The sequence below is a fragment of the Streptomyces sp. NBC_00582 genome (genome assembly GCF_036345155.1).
GTDB lineage: Bacteria > Actinomycetota > Actinomycetes > Streptomycetales > Streptomycetaceae > Streptomyces.
The window spans coordinates 7,432,623-7,447,500 of record NZ_CP107772.1 but is presented as its reverse complement, the minus strand read 5'-3'; the positions used below and the strand labels follow the sequence as shown (position 1 = coordinate 7,447,500).

The 14,878-nt window shown below is 70.9% G+C and carries 14 protein-coding genes; 8 read left to right on the top strand and 6 right to left on the bottom strand.

The genetic code is table 11. The features are described 5' to 3' along the window. Positions 1–80 precede the first annotated feature (80 nt). Together OG852_RS33715 and OG852_RS33710 are read right to left on the bottom strand one after the other, a co-directional pair. Entirely contained in the window at positions 81–539 is a 459-nt protein-coding gene (locus OG852_RS33715) for a peroxiredoxin (protein ID WP_133909770.1), read from the bottom strand. A gap of 109 nt (positions 540–648) precedes the next feature. Beyond that, a complete protein-coding gene (locus OG852_RS33710; protein ID WP_166663379.1) occupies positions 649–1,086 on the bottom strand; it encodes a DUF3052 domain-containing protein in 438 nt (145 codons plus the stop codon). 355 nt (positions 1,087–1,441) lie between these two features. Here OG852_RS33710 and aceE point away from each other — a divergent pair, with 355 nt between their 5' ends. Both aceE and OG852_RS33700 read left to right on the top strand, forming a co-directional pair. Further along, complete coding sequence (aceE, locus tag OG852_RS33705; RefSeq protein ID WP_133909767.1) at positions 1,442–4,189, top strand: pyruvate dehydrogenase (acetyl-transferring), homodimeric type; 2,748 nt, start codon at positions 1,442–1,444, stop codon at positions 4,187–4,189. Between the two features lie 70 nt (positions 4,190–4,259). Beyond that, entirely contained in the window at positions 4,260–5,048 is a 789-nt protein-coding gene (locus OG852_RS33700) for a potassium channel family protein (RefSeq protein ID WP_330349916.1), read from the top strand. Here the strand turns inward: OG852_RS33700 and OG852_RS33695 are convergent. After that, positions 5,002–5,307 (bottom strand): small hydrophobic protein, encoded by a 306-nt coding sequence (locus tag OG852_RS33695; RefSeq protein ID WP_133909765.1) that lies wholly within the window; start codon positions 5,305–5,307, stop codon positions 5,002–5,004. The genes OG852_RS33700 and OG852_RS33695 overlap by 47 nt on opposite strands. Positions 5,308–5,587: 280 nt before the next feature. Beyond that, positions 5,588–7,207: an MFS transporter gene (locus OG852_RS33690; protein WP_330349915.1), complete on the bottom strand. Its 1,620-nt coding sequence runs from the start codon at positions 7,205–7,207 to the stop codon at positions 5,588–5,590. 66 nt (positions 7,208–7,273) lie between these two features. On the opposite strand from OG852_RS33690, the gene OG852_RS33685 reads away from it, so the two are divergent. The 3 genes from OG852_RS33685 to OG852_RS33675 all read left to right on the top strand — a co-directional run bounded on the left by OG852_RS33685 (position 7,274) and on the right by OG852_RS33675 (position 10,164). Further along, on the top strand, positions 7,274–7,942 hold the full coding sequence (locus OG852_RS33685; protein WP_330349914.1) for a TetR family transcriptional regulator: 669 nt from the start codon (positions 7,274–7,276) through the stop codon (positions 7,940–7,942). A gap of 92 nt (positions 7,943–8,034) precedes the next feature. Beyond that, a complete protein-coding gene (locus OG852_RS33680) occupies positions 8,035–9,252 on the top strand; it encodes an alpha/beta hydrolase (RefSeq protein ID WP_330349913.1) in 1,218 nt (405 codons plus the stop codon). A 57-nt stretch (positions 9,253–9,309) separates the two neighbouring features. After that, a complete protein-coding gene (locus OG852_RS33675) occupies positions 9,310–10,164 on the top strand; it encodes a DUF4429 domain-containing protein (protein ID WP_133910420.1) in 855 nt (284 codons plus the stop codon). Here the strand turns inward: OG852_RS33675 and OG852_RS33670 are convergent, their stop codons facing one another. After that, the gene (locus OG852_RS33670; protein ID WP_330349912.1) at positions 10,165–11,181 is read right to left on the bottom strand and encodes an aldo/keto reductase; all 1,017 of its coding nucleotides are present in this window, start codon (positions 11,179–11,181) and stop codon (positions 10,165–10,167) included. Further along, complete coding sequence (locus OG852_RS33665; protein ID WP_133909760.1) at positions 11,178–11,672, bottom strand: MerR family transcriptional regulator; 495 nt, start codon at positions 11,670–11,672, stop codon at positions 11,178–11,180. The genes OG852_RS33670 and OG852_RS33665 overlap by 4 nt, the downstream gene beginning before the upstream one ends. 97 nt (positions 11,673–11,769) lie before the next feature. Between OG852_RS33665 and OG852_RS33660 the strand changes: the two genes are divergently transcribed. From OG852_RS33660 to OG852_RS33650, 3 genes are all read left to right on the top strand, one after another. Next, positions 11,770–12,240 carry a GNAT family N-acetyltransferase gene (locus OG852_RS33660; RefSeq protein WP_133909759.1) on the top strand — a complete coding sequence of 157 codons (471 nt, stop codon included), beginning with the start codon at positions 11,770–11,772 and terminating at the stop codon, positions 12,238–12,240. 18 nt (positions 12,241–12,258) lie between these two features. Next, positions 12,259–13,089, top strand: coding sequence for a serine hydrolase domain-containing protein (locus tag OG852_RS33655; protein WP_330349911.1), 831 nt, complete (start codon positions 12,259–12,261; stop codon positions 13,087–13,089). Positions 13,090–13,170: 81 nt separating this feature from the next. Beyond that, a complete protein-coding gene (locus OG852_RS33650) occupies positions 13,171–14,874 on the top strand; it encodes a serine/threonine-protein kinase (protein ID WP_133909757.1) in 1,704 nt (567 codons plus the stop codon). Positions 14,875–14,878 lie beyond the last annotated feature (4 nt).

Genomic DNA, 14,878 nt, shown 5'->3' with positions numbered 1-14,878 from the left:
CCTAGTGACGGGTTCCCGCCCCACGCAGGCCCTGGGGCCGATGAATCACCGGTGTCGGCCACGACGGGGGCCGCAGGGGCTCAGAGGGTGTCGAGCGCCTTGACGTACTCACCGAGGTCGCGGGCGTCCGGCAGCGCGTTGACGACGGTCCAGCGGACCACGCCCTCCTTGTCGATGACGAAGGTGCCGCGCACCGCGCAGCCCTTGTCCTCGGCGAAGACGCCGTAGGCGCGGGAGACCTCGCCGTGCGGCCAGAAGTCGCTGAGCAGCGGGTACTCCAGGCCCTCCTGCTCGGCGAAGACCCGCAGGGTGTGGATGGAGTCGTTGGAGACGGCGAGCACCTGGGTGTCGCGGTCGGCGAACCGGGGCAGGTTGTCGCGCACCTCGCACAGCTCACCGGTGCACACACCGGTGAAGGCGAAGGGGTAGAAGAGCAGGACGACGTTCTTCTCGCCACGGAAGTCGGAGAGCTTCACGGTGGCGCCGTGATTGTCCTTGAGCTCGAAGTCGGGGGCCTTTTCGCCGACCTGGATCGCCATCGCGGGGATGTCCCTTCGGGTGGGGCTGTCTGGGTGAGAACACCCTACGCAGCCGCCGCCCGAAGCCGTCGGACGGGCCGGGCACGCGGCCGGGCCCGTCCGGGTCACCTCACTTCTTGGACTTGGCGGCCTTGGGCGTCACCAGCCGGCTGCCGCTCCAGTCCTTGCCCACGCTGACGCTCTTGGAGGCGGACAGGCCCGCCGTCGTCGCGGCTTCCGAGATGTCGCTCGGCTCCACATAGCCGTCACGGCCGGTCTTCGGCGTGAGGAGGAGGATCGAGCCGCCTTCTTCGATGTACGTGGTGGCGTCCACCAGCGCATCCGTCAGGTCGCCGTCCTCGTCGCGGAACCACAGCACCACGGCGTCGGCCACGTCGTCGTAGTCCTCGTCCATCAGCTCGCCGCCGATGGTTTCTTCGATGGACTCGCGGAGCTCCTGGTCGACGTCGTCGTCGTAGCCGATCTCCTGGACCACCTGCTCGGGCTGGAAACCCAGCCTGACGGCAGGGCTAGTCCGCTCCTCCGCGTGGTCCGCGGTCGCGCTCACGGGTTGCCTCCTGATCATGTCTTGGGAACTAACTCAGCCACGCGCGTGCGCGAAGCATTGGCCGTAGTCCACACGGGCGGGGCGGATCGCGCAAGTACCCGGCGGTCGAGACCGCCGAAACGGTGACGATCCTGGCCGTGTCGACGCAACTCCAGGCACGCCATCGGGACGGATGGTGACGCACACCACACCTATCTGCCCCGTTTGCGTATTTGAGAACCATCCAAGGGTACGAGACTCGAACAGGTACCGGTTACCCCGGGGTAGAGATGACGTTTGGGCTTCCGAGGTACACGATGGGGGCGGTGCAGATACTGGAGAACCAGCGAGATTAACAGCGAGAGTAAGGAACAGCGTGGCTTCCGGATCCGATCGCAACCCGATCATCATTGGCGGCCTTCCGAGTCAGGTTCCTGACTTCGATCCCGAGGAAACCCAGGAGTGGCTCGACTCCCTCGACGCCGCGATCGACGAGCGCGGCCGCGAGCGGGCCCGCTATCTCATGCTGCGGCTGATCGAGCGCGCCCGCGAGAAGCGCGTGGCCGTGCCGGAGATGCGCAGCTCGGACTACGTCAACACCATCCCCACCAGGGCCGAGCCGTTCTTCCCGGGCAACGAGGAGATCGAGCGCCGGATCCTCAACGCGACCCGCTGGAACGCGGCCGTGATGGTGTCCAGGGCCCAGCGGCCCGGCATCGGCGTCGGCGGCCACATCGCCACCTTCGCGTCCTCCGCCTCCCTCTACGACGTCGGCTTCAACCACTTCTTCCGCGGCAAGGACGAGGGCGACGGCGGCGACCAGGTCTTCTTCCAGGGGCACGCCTCCCCCGGCATCTACGCGCGCGCGTTCCTGCTGGACCGGCTCAGCGAGCAGAACCTCGACGCGTTCCGCCAGGAGAAGTCGAAGGCGCCGTACGGCCTGTCCTCGTATCCGCACCCGCGGCTGATGCCGGACTTCTGGGAGTTCCCGACCGTGTCGATGGGCCTCGGGCCGATCGGCGCGATCTACCAGGCGCGGATGAACCGCTATCTCCACGCGCGCGGGATCGCCGACACCTCGAAGTCGCGGGTGTGGGCGTTCCTCGGCGACGGCGAGATGGACGAGCCGGAGTCGCTGGGCCAGCTGTCCCTCGCCGCCCGTGAGGGCCTGGACAACCTGACGTTCGTCGTCAACTGCAACCTCCAGCGGCTCGACGGGCCGGTGCGCGGCAACGGCAAGGTCATCCAGGAGCTGGAGTCGGTCTTCCGGGGCGCCGGCTGGAACGTGATCAAGCTGATCTGGGACCGCACCTGGGACCCGCTGCTCGCGCAGGACCGGGACGGCATCCTCGTCAACAAGATGAACACGACCCCGGACGGCCAGTTCCAGACGTACGCCACCGAGTCCGGCGCGTACATCCGCGACCACTTCTTCGGCGACGACCACCGGCTGCGCGCGATGGTCCAGGGCATGACCGACGACCAGATCCTGCACCTCGGGCGCGGCGGCCACGACCACAAGAAGATCTACGCGGCGTTCAAGGCGGCCGTGGAGCACACCGGCCAGCCGACGGTGATCCTCGCCAAGACGATCAAGGGCTGGACGCTGGGCCCGAACTTCGAGGGCCGCAACGCCACGCACCAGATGAAGAAGCTGACGGTGGCCGACCTCAAGGGCTTCCGCGACCGTCTGCACCTGCCGATCTCCGACCAGGAGCTGGAGTCCGGCGCGCCGCCGTACTACCACCCCGGGCGGGACTCGGAGGAGATCCAGTACATGCACGACCGGCGCAAGTCGCTGGGCGGGTACGTCCCGACCCGTGTCGTGCGCTCCAAGCCGCTCGCGCTCCCGGACGACAAGACGTACGCGACCGTGAAGAAGGGCTCCGGCCAGCAGTCGATCGCCACCACCATGGCGTTCGTACGACTGCTGAAGGACCTCATGCGGGACAAGGAGCTCGGCAAGCGGTTCGTGCTGATCGCGCCGGACGAGTACCGCACGTTCGGCATGGACTCGTTCTTCCCGAGCGCGAAGATCTACAACCCGCTGGGCCAGCAGTACGAGTCGGTGGACCGCGATCTGCTGCTCGCGTACAAGGAGTCGCCGACCGGCCAGATGCTGCACGACGGCATCTCGGAGGCGGGCTGCACCGCCTCGCTCATCGCGGCGGGCTCGTCCTACGCCACGCACGGCGAACCGCTGATCCCGGTCTACGTCTTCTACTCGATGTTCGGTTTCCAGCGCACCGGCGACCAGTTCTGGCAGATGTCGGACCAGCTGGCGCGTGGTTTCGTCCTGGGCGCGACCGCTGGCCGGACGACGCTGACCGGTGAGGGGCTCCAGCACGCGGACGGCCACTCGCAGCTCCTCGCGTCGACGAACCCGGGCTGTGTGGCGTACGACCCGGCGTACTCGTACGAGATCGCGCACATCGTGCAGGACGGGCTGCGGAGGATGTACGGCAGCTCGGCGGAGCATCCGCACGGCGAGGACGTCTTCTACTACCTCACCGTCTACAACGAGCCGATCCAGCACCCGGCCGAGCCGGCGGACGTGGACGTCGAGGGCATCCTCAAGGGCGTCCACCGGCTGAGCCGGGGCTCGGCGGGGTCCGTCCCGGCGCAGATCATCGCCTCGGGTGTGGCCGTGCCCTGGGCCGTCGAGGCGCAGAAGATCCTCGGCGAGGAGTGGAACGTCAAGGCGGACGTCTGGTCGGCGACCTCCTGGAACGAGCTGCGGCGCGAGGCCGTCGAGGTCGAGCGGCACAATCTGCTCCACCCGGAGGAGGAGCAGCGGGTGCCGTACGTGACCCGCAAGCTGTCCGGGGCCGAGGGGCCGTTCGTGGCCGTCTCGGACTGGATGCGGTCGGTGCCGGACCAGATCGCCCGGTGGGTGCCGGGGACGTACCAGTCGCTGGGCGCGGACGGCTTCGGCTTCGCCGACACCCGGGGCGCGGCCCGCCGGTTCTTCCACATCGACGCGCAGTCGATCGTGGTGGCGGTGCTGACCGAGCTGGCGCGGGAGGGCAAGCTCGACCGGTCGGTGCTGAAGCAGGCGATCGACCGGTACCAGCTCCTCGACGTGTCGGCGGCGGACCCGGGGGCCGCCGGGGGCGACGCGTAGCGCATAGCGCACGACGGGGTGGTGGAGCCGGTGGCTCCACCACCCCTTACGTATTCTTTACGATGCCCTCATGCACGCACGTACGGCGCAGGAGCGTTGGGAAGAGCTGAGCCAACGGCCGTTGCTGGCCCTCGCCCTGGTGTTCGCGGTCGCCTACGCGGTACCGATCGTGGACACGTCGGCCGGTCATGCGACGAGGGCCGCGTGCACGGTGGTCGAGTGGGTGGTGTGGGGGGCGTTCGCCACGGACTACCTGGTGCGGCTGGCTCTGGCGCCCGACCGGCGGACGTTCGTCCGCACCCACTGGCTGGACCTGTGCGCGGTGGTGCTCCCGCTCGTCGCCGAGCTCCGGCTGCTGCGGCTCGTCTCCACGCTCCTGCTGCTGGGGCGGCGGGCACGGATGGCCACGCAGATCCAGGTGACGACGTATGTCGCGGGGGTGGTCGTCGGGCTGCTGATGTTCGGGTCGCTCGCCGTGCTGTCGGTGGAACGGGAGTCGCCGAACGGGAACATCCGCACGCTGGGTGACGCCCTGTGGTGGTCGTTCACCACGATGACCACGGTGGGTTACGGCGACCACGCGCCGACCACCGGGATGGGCCGGATCATCGCGGTCGGGCTGATGCTGTCCGGCATCGCGTTGCTCGGTGTGGTGACCGCCAACATCGCCGCCTGGTTCATCGAGCGCTTCGAGAAGGACGACGTGGAGGAGCGGGCCCAGACGGCCGCGATCCTCGCGTTGACCGAGGAGGTGCGGGCGCTGCGGGCGGAGGTGGCGGAGCTCAGGAACGGGGCTCAGGAGGGCGAGCCCCTCACAGCAGCCCGGACCCCGGTGTCGCCGCACCCGCCAGCCAGATGATCGCCAGCAGGGTGTCGATGGCGCCCAGCACGACGGCGACCAGGGCCGGGACCGGCCGGGAACCCGACCAGCTGCGGCCCATGGCCAACCAGCCGCACACGATCGCCGCGGGCCCCAGGACGATCCCCAGGGCGAAGAAGCCGGCGACCGCGCAGACGAGGCCGACGATTCCGAGCGTCGCGCGATCCGGCCCGGCCCCTGACCTGGTGCGGCCAGGTGAGCGGGGGTACCTGCGCGTGCCGTGTCCAAAGCCGGCCATCGTCAACTCCCTGTTCTCCGGGGATGTTTCGATGCTCGGGTACCCACCGCTCGCGATTCATGCCCGCCGGGCACGGGCCAGGGCCGCGGCGCGCCGTCCCCCTCCGGCAGCGCGGCGCAGCCCTGGTCGTCCTCCCATCCGGAGGGCTTGGCCAACTGTGACCCGTGGCGTGTTCCGGAGGCGAGGGACCTTTAGCGTTGTCACCCTGATAGGGGAATCGCGTTGACGACGCGTCAAGTTCGCCCCCGGTACACGGGCTTCGCCGAGGCTCGGAGGAGCCTCAGATGTGGCCGACTCCCGCGCCCGCCTCCGCGTTCGCGCCGCGCTTGGTGAGGAGCGCGACGAACACGGCGACGACCGCCACTCCGGCCGCGACCAGAGAGGCGAGGCTCATACCGGAGATGAAGGTGTCGTGCGCGACGTCGGTGATCTTCGCGGCGACCTCGGCCGGCGTCTCGGGCGTCACCGGCGCCACCCCGACCTGGACGGCCTCGGAGGCCTGGTCGAGTTGGGCGGGGGTGAGCTCGGGCAGACCCGCCGCGGTCCAGTTGGACGGCAGGTCGCTGTCGACCTTGGAGGCCATCACGGCGCCCAGTACGGCGGTGCCGAGGCTGCCGCCGATCTGCATGGCCGCCTGCTGGAGGCCGCCCGCCACACCCGACAGCTCCATGGGCGCGTTGCCGACGATGACCTCGGTGGCGCCGACCATGACGGGGGCGAGGCCGAGGCCCAGCAGGGCGAACCAGAGGGACATGGCGGCGCTGCCGGTGTCCGTCTGCAGCGTGGACATGCCGTACATGGCGATCGCGGTGGCCGCCATGCCGCCGGCCAGCGGGATGCGCGGGCCCAGCCTGGTGATCAGCGCGCCCGCGAGCGGGGAGCCGACGATCATCATGCCGGTGAGCGGCAGGAGGTGCAGACCGGCGTCGATGGGCTTCATGCCGTGCACGTTCTGCAGGTAGAACGTCACGAAGAACAGACCGCCCATGAAGGCGATGGCCATCAGGACCATCAGGACCACGCCCGCCGACAGCGGTACGGAACGGAACAGCGCCAGCGGGATGAGCGGCTCCGCGACCTTCGTCTCCCACAACGCGAAGGCGGCGAACAGCAGCACCGAGCCGATGACGAACGCCCAGGTCTTGCCGTCGCCCCAGCCCCAGGTCGGGGCCTTGATCAGGGCCCAGACCAGGCAGAACATCGCGGCCGACAGCAGCGCGATGCCGAGCAGGTCGAAGGAGCGGGGCGCGTTCTCCGCGCGGTGGTCGAGCAGGATCAGCACACCGAGGACGAGGGCGACCAGGCCGACCGGCACGTTGATGAAGAACACCGACTGCCAGCTCACGTGCTCGACGAGGACACCGCCGAGGATCGGGCCGCCCGCGGTGGAGGCGCCGATGACCATGCCCCAGATGCCGATGGCCATGTTGAGCTTCTCGGCCGGGAAGGTCGCCCGCAGCAGGCCCAGCGCGGCCGGCATCAGCAGCGCGCCGAACAGGCCCTGCAGGACACGGAACGTGACGACCAGCGCGATGCTGTCGGAGAGCCCGATCGCGCCGGAGGCGGCGGCGAAGCCGACGACGCCTATCAGGAAGGTCTGGCGGTGGCCGAAGCGGTCACCGAGCTTGCCCGCGGTGATCAGGGAGACCGCGAGGGCGAGGAAGTAGCCGTTGGTGATCCACTGCACCTGGGCGAACGTGGCGCCCAGGTCCTTCTGGATGGCCGGGTTGGCGATGGCCACGATGGTGCCGTCGAGGGCCACCATCATGACCCCGACGGCGACGGTGATGAGGGTGAACCAGGGGTGGCCGCGCAGCCCCTGGGCCGGCGGCAGGTCCGACGGGGCTGCTGACGCCTTGTCCCCCGACCCCGTCGTGTCGATGGTGGTCTGACTAGTCATGCGGTCGAGGCTAAGGACAGCGACTGACAATTGACAAACGAGTTCACAAGTCAGTAACTGACACCTATGCACACTCTGCACGAACCGTCGCTGCGCGAACGCAAGAAACGGCGCACCCGGGACGCGCTGCTGCGGGCCGCGGTCGAGCTGTTCGTGTCGCGGGGCTACGAGCACACCACCGTCGACGCGATCGCCGAGGCCGTCGACGTCTCCCAGCGCACCTTCTTCCGCTACTTCGCCGGCAAGGAGGAGGCCGCGCTGGGCCTGGTGGAGCTGACCGTGGAGCGGTTCGTGCAGGCCGTGCGCGAGCGTCCGGCCCACGAGCCGCCGATGGAGGCGCTGCGCCAGGCCGTGCTGGACGGCTGGTCCTCGATCAACGAGGTCGTGGAGAGCGTCGTACCCGTGGAGCTGTATCTGCGGATGTACCGGGTGATCGAGTCGACGCCGGTGCTGCTCGCCGCGTATCTTCGGCGGTCGACCGAGGTCGAGGAGACCCTCGCGGGTGTGATCGCCGAGCGGGAGGGGCTGGACGCGGACACCGATCCGCGGCCGCGGCTCGCGGTGGCGGTGTTCAGCGGAGTGATGCGGGTGACGGAGCGGCAGTGGGTGGCGCGGGCGGGGGGCGAGTTCAGCCTGGCCGGCATCCACGCGCTGACGACCCGGTACCTCGACCGGCTGGCGCCCGATCTCCTCGGCAGCTGGCGCGAGGGAGATCTCGAGGGTTCCGAGGCCTGAAGGGGTTCATGACCATCGACACGCCGGTCGAAACGTGATCCCCGCCACTTTATTAACCTGAGACCCTCTCGTTCTCCTAGTGTGTCCTCCCAGTGACTTCCTTCGACACCTCCCCGCAACTGAGCCTCTGGCGCGCTCTCCCCGCCCTGGCGGTGGTGTTCGTGATGCTGGCGACCACCGGCTGGACCGCCGTACGCCACCACCAGGGGACCACCGCGCTGAAGGCCTCGCGCTCGGCCTGGGAGCACGGCCGGATCGACGGCCGCGCGCTGCCGGACACCGACGCGGCGGCGAACGGGGTCGCCCGCTTCTTCGCCTCCCTCACCGCCGCCCAGCGCACCGAGCTGGCGCACGACTACGCGCTCGCCGTCGGCAACATGAACGGCGCCCCCGTCGAGCTGCGCTACCGCGCCAACCGGATCGCGCTGCGCCAGCAGGCGCGGGTGGAGCGCAAACGGATGCACGACAGCCGGCTCACGCCCGCCGGGCAGCAGGAGGCCGGGCGGCGCATGCACCGCTTCGAGGCGATGAGCGGCACGGACCGGCACATCCTGGCCTTCGACCCGGAGGGCTCGGGCCGGGCCGCCGAGGTCTTCGGCGACCTGGACACCGCCGAGCGGGTCTCCGTCGTCGTCCCCGGCGTCGACACCGATCTGCTCACCTTCCAGCGCACCAACCGCAAGTACTCCGCGCCCGTCGGCATGGCCGAGGCGCTGTACACGGCCGAGCGCGAGGCGCGCCCCTCGACCCGGACGGCCGTGATCGCCTGGGCCGACTACACCTCCCCCGACGGCCTCGGCATCGACTCGGCGACCGCGATGCGGGCGGAGAACGGCGCCGTACGCCTGAACGCCCTGCTGCGCGCCCTGCCGGGGACCTCGCCGGTCTCGCTGTTCTGCCACAGCTACGGCTCGGTGCTGTGCGGGGTCGCCGCGCACACCCTGCCGGCCCGGGTGACCGATATCGCGGTGGCCGGCAGCCCCGGCATGCGGGTCGAGAAGGCGGCCGAGCTGGGCACCGACGCCCGGGTGTGGGCGATGCGCGACGCCGACGACTGGGTGGGGGACGTCCCGCATCTGGAGGTCGGCGGGCTCGGGCACGGCGAGGATCCGATGGCGCGGGCGTTCGGGGCGCGGGTGCTGTCCTCGCAGGACGCGCAGGGCCACGGCGGCTACTTCGTGCCCGGCACCGACAGCCTGCGCAACCTCGCCGACATCGGCACTGGCGCGTACCGCTCGGTGCGGTGCGCCGACGACTCCGGCGTCTGCCGGGAGGATTTGTCCGACACGACCACGGCTGGACGCGCGTAGAGACGCAGGAATTGCGGCGCGCGTGAGGAGGGGACGAAGATGCGTGTCCCGCATACGATGAGCCGCATGGGTGACGTACTGGCCGGATTTCATGCCGCCTGGGAGTTCGAGTCCGACTCCGTCCTCATCCGCTACGAACGGGGGATGCGCACACCCAGGCTGCTCGCGGCGCTGGGTGAACGAAGGATTCCGCTCGCCGCGCTGTCCGGGGTGACGCTCACCCCCGGCAGGCGCGGGACCGTCGTGCTGCGCGCGGAGCCGCGGGCGGGGGCGGACCCGCTGATGGAGGCGGCGGCGGGACAGCTCAAGGACGGGTCCGACCCCTACCGGCTGGTGCTGCCCGCCGAGCGGGAGGTGCTCGCGGAGTACTACGCCGACGAGCTGCGGTCCCGGCTGGAGGAGCAGAAGGAGCCGGGCCCGGCGGAACGGTTCCTCGTGCCTCCGCCACAGGCGCCGCTGTCCTTCAAGGCGTACGACGCAAAGGCGTCCTTCGACGGGCGGACCGTGCGGTTCCGGTGGTTCTGGACGGGCGCGTCGTCGGCGAAGTGGAAAGCCGGCGACCAGAGCTTCGCCGTGTCCGAGCTGAGCGGGGTCGAGTGGCGGTCGCCGGAGGTGTTCGAGGGGCATCTGCGGCTGGTGCGGGGGGAGAACGCGCCGGCGCAGGCCGACCAGGACCCGGGGACGGTGGTGTTCGGGCTGGGGTACGGGCCGGTGCACGAGTCGTTGCCGTTCGCGGCGGCGGTCCTGGCCGCCGTACGCAGGCGTGGGCCCGTGGCCTCGGTCACGGGCCCACGTCGCGATCCCTCGGACATCGCCGAACGGATCCGGCACCTCGGGGAACTCCATCAGGCCGGGCTGGTGACCGATGACGAGTTCTCCGCGAAGAAGGCGGAACTGCTCTCCGAGCTGTGACTACTCGCGGCCGGCCGAGGCGAACCGCATGTCCGCGTAACGGTCGCCCGCCACCTGGGCCGCGATCGGGTCCAGCAGCGCCAGTTCCTCCGCCGTCAGACGGATCGCCGCCGCGGCCGTGTTCTCCTCCACCCTCGACGCCTTGCGCGTGCCCGGGATCGGGACCACCGGGAGGCCGTGGACCTCGCTCCGCTGGTGGACCCACGCCAGGGCTATCTGGCCGAGGGTCGCGTCGTGGGCCTTGGCCACCGCGCGGACCGGCTCCAGCAGGGCGCCGTTCGCGGCCGCGTTCTCGCCGGTGAAGCGGGGCTGCGTCCGGCGGTAGTCGTCGGCGGTGAGGTCCTGGGCTGCGTCGCTGAAGGAGCCGGTGAGGAAGCCGCGGCCGAGCGGGGAGTACGGGACCAGGGTCACGCCGAGGTCGGCGGCGGCCGGGACGACCTTGGCCTCGATGTCCCGGCTGAACAGGGACCACTCCGACTGCAGGGCGGCGATCGGGTGCACGGCGTGCGCGGCGCGCAGCTCGGCGGCCGTCACCTCGCTCAGCCCGAGCTGCTTGACCTTGCCCTCGCGGACCAGCTCGGCCATCACCCCGACGGTGTCCTCGATCGGCACGTCCACATCGCGCCGGTGCATGTAGTAGAGGTCGATGACGTCGACGTCCAGCCGCTTCAGGCTCGCCTCGACGGCCTCGCGGATGTACGGGGCGTCGTTGCGGACGACCCGCCGGGTGGGGTCGTCCGCCGGGATCGACAGGGCGAACTTGGTGGCGATGACGACCTCGTCGCGGTGCGCCCTGAAGAACGGGGAGAGGAACCGCTCGTTCTCCCCGGCGCCGTAGGCGTCCGCCGTGTCGTACAGGGTGACGCCGAGTTCCAGGGCGCGCTCCAGGGCGGCCCGGGACTCGTCCGCGTCCGAGGGGCCGTACGCGAAGCTCATGCCCATGCAGCCGAGGCCCTGGACACCGACCTCGGGGCCGTTCTCGCCGAGTCGCACGGTCGGGATCCTGCTGTCGGTCATCGGGGGGTCCTCTCACCTTCGTACGCCTGGACGCGCGCGGCGTCCGAATAGAACATGATCTTGCGGTCGAGCACGGCCAGCGTGTCCTGGAGCTCGGCGATCCGGGCCGTGACGTCCCGGCGGGTCGCCTCCAGCAGCGCGTACCGCTCGCCGTACGTGCTGTCGCCCTCGCGCACCAGCTCCGCGTAGCGCACCATGTCGGCGACCGGCATCCCGGTCAGCCGCAGCTTGCCGACGAGATCGAGCCAGTCCAGGTCGCGGTTGCTGTAGCGGCGCTGGCCGGTGTGCGAGCGGTCGATGTGGGACATCAGCCCGATCCGCTCGTACCAGCGCAGGGTGTGCGCCGTCAGGCCGGTGAACGCGACGACCTCGCTGATCGTGTAGCTGTCCTGCCCGTCGGGGCGGGGATGCCGCGGTGGTGGCGCGGAGCAGACGTCTGCGGGGCTCGGGGCTTGCTCGGTGGTCACGGGCGTGGTCTGCAACACCGTCATGGCCTCCACGCTATGACCTTGGAGTGGGCTCCAAGCAAGCGGAATCGGCAAGAATTGGGGGGACACGGCCTGATCACGACGGTTAGCGTGCGGGACCATGACTGCTGTGCGCCGGGCGCTGCCCGAGGACGCCGTCGAGGTACTGCGGCTGCGTCAGGTGATGCTCGACTCCCTGGCCGAAGCCGACGGGCCGGTCGACTGGCAGACCGAGTCCCTGCCCGGACTGCGGGAGCGGCTCGCCGAGCCCGACGGGGACTTCGGCGCCTTCGTCGTCGAGCATCCCGAGCGTCCGGGGGCGCTGGCGGCGCTGGTGGTGGGGACGGTGGAGTACCGGATCGGACGGACCGGCAATCCGCTCGGCACCCTCGGGTACGTCTTCAGCGTCGCGACCGACCCGGACGCCCGCCGCCGGGGCTACGCGCGCGCCGGCATGGACGCGCTGCTGGAGTGGTTCCGGGAGCGGGGCGTGCGCCAGGTCCACCTCACCGCGTCCCGCGACGCCGAGCCGCTGTACGTCTCCCTGGGCTTCAGGCCCAAGCCCGACCCCTTGCTGGAGCTGCTGCTGTGAGCGCATAGGCTCGACGGCATGTCGCTGAAGAGCCTCGCGCTGATCGAGAACTGGCCGGTTCCCTCCGCCGCCGCGGGTGTCGTACGGGCCGACGGCACGGTCCCGGGCACCCACGGGCCCGTCGGGCGGCGCTTCCCGCTGGCCTCGGTCACCAAGCCGCTCGCCGCGTACGCCGTGCTCGTCGCGTACGAGGAGGGGGCGGTGGAGCTGGACGAGCCGGCCGGTCCGCCCGGTGCGACGGTACGGCACCTCCTCGCGCACACCTCGGGCCTCGCCTTCGACGAGCACCGGGTGACGGCGGCGCCCGGGGAGCGGCGGCTGTACTCCAACGCCGGGTTCGAGCAGCTCGGCGACCATCTCGCGAAGGCCACGGAGATCCCGTTCGCCGAGTATCTGCGCCAGGCGGTGCTGGAGCCGCTGGGCATGACGGCCACCACGCTGGAGGGCTCCCCCGCGAAGGACGGCGTCTCCACGGTCGAGGATCTTCTCCGTTTCGCGGCCGAGGTGCAGGCGCCCCGGCTGCTGGACCCGCGCACGGTCGCCGAGGCGATGACCGTGCAGTACCCGGGCACCAAGGGCGTCCTGCCCGGCTACGGCCACCAGAACCCCAACGACTGGGGCCTCGGCTTCGAGATCCGCGACTCCAAGTCCCCGCACTGGACGGGCGGTTCGTCCTCCCCGCGCACCTTCGGCCACTTCGGCCAGTCCGGTACGTTCCTGTGGATCGACCCGGCCGCGGGGCTGGCCGCCGTCGCGCTGACGGACCGGGCCTTCGGGCCGTGGGCGGTCGAGGCGTGGCCGCCGTTCACGGACGCGGTGCTCGCCGAGGTGCGGCGGGGCGGTCACTGAACAGCCCCTTGGACGAAGGCCGTTGATCGCACCGGGATACCCTCGTGCGGCAACACAGGCCTCAGATCTCGGGGGAGAACCATGGGCGGGGTGCAACCGGGCGGACAGTTCCGCCCGTTGGAGAACGGCGACCCGGCGGAGGTGGCGGGCTACCGGCTCGCGGCCCGGCTCGGCTCGGGCGGCATGGGCACCGTGTACCTGTCCTACACGCCGGGCGGGCATCCGATCGCCCTGAAGACCATCCGGCCGGAGCTGAGCGAGGACGCGGAGTTCCGCCGCCGCTTCCGGCAGGAGGTCCAAGCCGCCCAGCGGGTGCAGGGCCTGCACACCGCCCCCGTCCTCGACTACGACACCGAGGGCGACCGGCCCTGGCTGGCCACCGCCTATGTGCCGGGCCCCTCGCTGGCCTCGGCCGTCGCCGAGCACGGCCCGCTGCCGGTGCCCTCGCTCCTGCTGCTGCTCGCCGGGACGGCCGAGGCGCTGTCGGTGATCCACGGCGCGGGCATCGTCCACCGCGACCTCAAGCCCTCGAATGTGCTGCTCGCCGCCGACGGACCCCGGGTCATCGACTTCGGCATCGCCCGGGCCGCCGACGCCACCGCCCTGACCGGCACCGGCGTCTCCCTCGGCACCCCGGCGTTCATGTCGCCGGAGCAGGCCGCCGGGAAGGAGGTCACCCCCGCGTCCGACGTGTTCGCGCTCGGCCAGGTGGCCGCCTACGCGGCGCGCGGCACCGGCGCGTACGGGGACGGCCCCTCGCACGCCGTGCTGTACCGCATCGTCCACGAGGAGCCCGACCTCACCGGCCTTCCCGCCGAACTCGGGTTCGTCGCCCGCTGTCTGGCCAAGGACCCGGCGGACCGCCCCTCGCCCGCCGCACTCGTGAAGCTCTGCCAGGACGCGTCACCGACCCCGCTGCGGCAGTCGGGCTCCTGGCTGCCGGAGGCGATCAGCGCCCAGATCACCCAGCGGATCTCGGCGTCGGAGCGACTGGCGGCCCCGCCCGCGCCCACGGCCCCGCTCACCCGGGTCGACCGGCCGCAGCAGCACGCGGCACCGACGGTGGCCGTGCCGCCGGCACCCCCGCAGGCCCCTCCGCAGCCGGTGACCCCGGCCTACGGCCACCCCATGGCGCCGCCCGCGCACCCGTCGCCGTACGCGCAACCGGGCCCGTACCCCGCACCCCCGGCGGGCCCCTACCTCCAGCCGCGTCCGGCCTGGCAGCCGCCGCGGCGCCCGTCCGGCACCCGGCGGGCGCTCGGCATCATCGCGGGGGTGCTGCTGCCGCTCGCGGGCTGCACGGGGCTGCTGTACGCGGTCGGCACGACGGGCAGCAGCTCGAGCAGCGGTTCGGACACGACCGGTTCCGCCTCCGCCAAACCGCTGCCCGACCCCGAGCCGGTGCGCTTCACGTCGATCAACATCCCGGACGGCTACTACATCGAGTTCGCGGACTCACCGCCCAAGCCCCAGGACGACGACGTCGAGATCTACGAGAGCGACCTGTACTACTACGACGACGCACTGCACAGCGCCGGCGACAGGATCGTCCTGCTGAACAACGCGCAGAAGGGGTCGCTGAAGACCTGCCGTGACGAGACCCGTTACGCCGACTCCGTCTCCCTCTCGCAGCTGTCGAAGGGCAGTCAGCTCTGTGTGCACACGGACTCGGGGCACATCGCGCTGGTGACCTTCCGGGGCACCGCCGCCGAGAGCGACCCGAGCGACTACGTCTCGCTGGACCTGACGATCTGGCGGAACGCCGAGGAGGCGTCGGACTCCTAGGCCA

Bases quoted from the DNA above. Each gene is read 5' to 3' on its own strand.
- OG852_RS33715 (WP_133909770.1), bottom strand. From the start codon at position 539: ATGGCGATCCAGGTCGGCGAAAAGGCCCCCGACTTCGAGCTCAAGGAC.
- OG852_RS33700 (WP_330349916.1), top strand. From the start codon at position 4,260: ATGCACGCACGTACGGCGCAGGAGCGTTGGGAAGAGCTGAGCCAACGG.
- OG852_RS33695 (WP_133909765.1), bottom strand. From the start codon at position 5,307: ATGGCCGGCTTTGGACACGGCACGCGCAGGTACCCCCGCTCACCTGGC.
- OG852_RS33690 (WP_330349915.1), bottom strand. From the start codon at position 7,207: ATGACTAGTCAGACCACCATCGACACGACGGGGTCGGGGGACAAGGCG.
- OG852_RS33685 (WP_330349914.1), top strand. From the start codon at position 7,274: ATGCACACTCTGCACGAACCGTCGCTGCGCGAACGCAAGAAACGGCGC.
- OG852_RS33675 (WP_133910420.1), top strand. From the start codon at position 9,310: ATGAGCCGCATGGGTGACGTACTGGCCGGATTTCATGCCGCCTGGGAG.
- OG852_RS33670 (WP_330349912.1), bottom strand. From the start codon at position 11,181: ATGACCGACAGCAGGATCCCGACCGTGCGACTCGGCGAGAACGGCCCC.
- OG852_RS33665 (WP_133909760.1), bottom strand. From the start codon at position 11,672: ATGACGGTGTTGCAGACCACGCCCGTGACCACCGAGCAAGCCCCGAGC.
- OG852_RS33660 (WP_133909759.1), top strand. From the start codon at position 11,770: ATGACTGCTGTGCGCCGGGCGCTGCCCGAGGACGCCGTCGAGGTACTG.
- OG852_RS33655 (WP_330349911.1), top strand. From the start codon at position 12,259: ATGTCGCTGAAGAGCCTCGCGCTGATCGAGAACTGGCCGGTTCCCTCC.
- OG852_RS33650 (WP_133909757.1), top strand. From the start codon at position 13,171: ATGGGCGGGGTGCAACCGGGCGGACAGTTCCGCCCGTTGGAGAACGGC.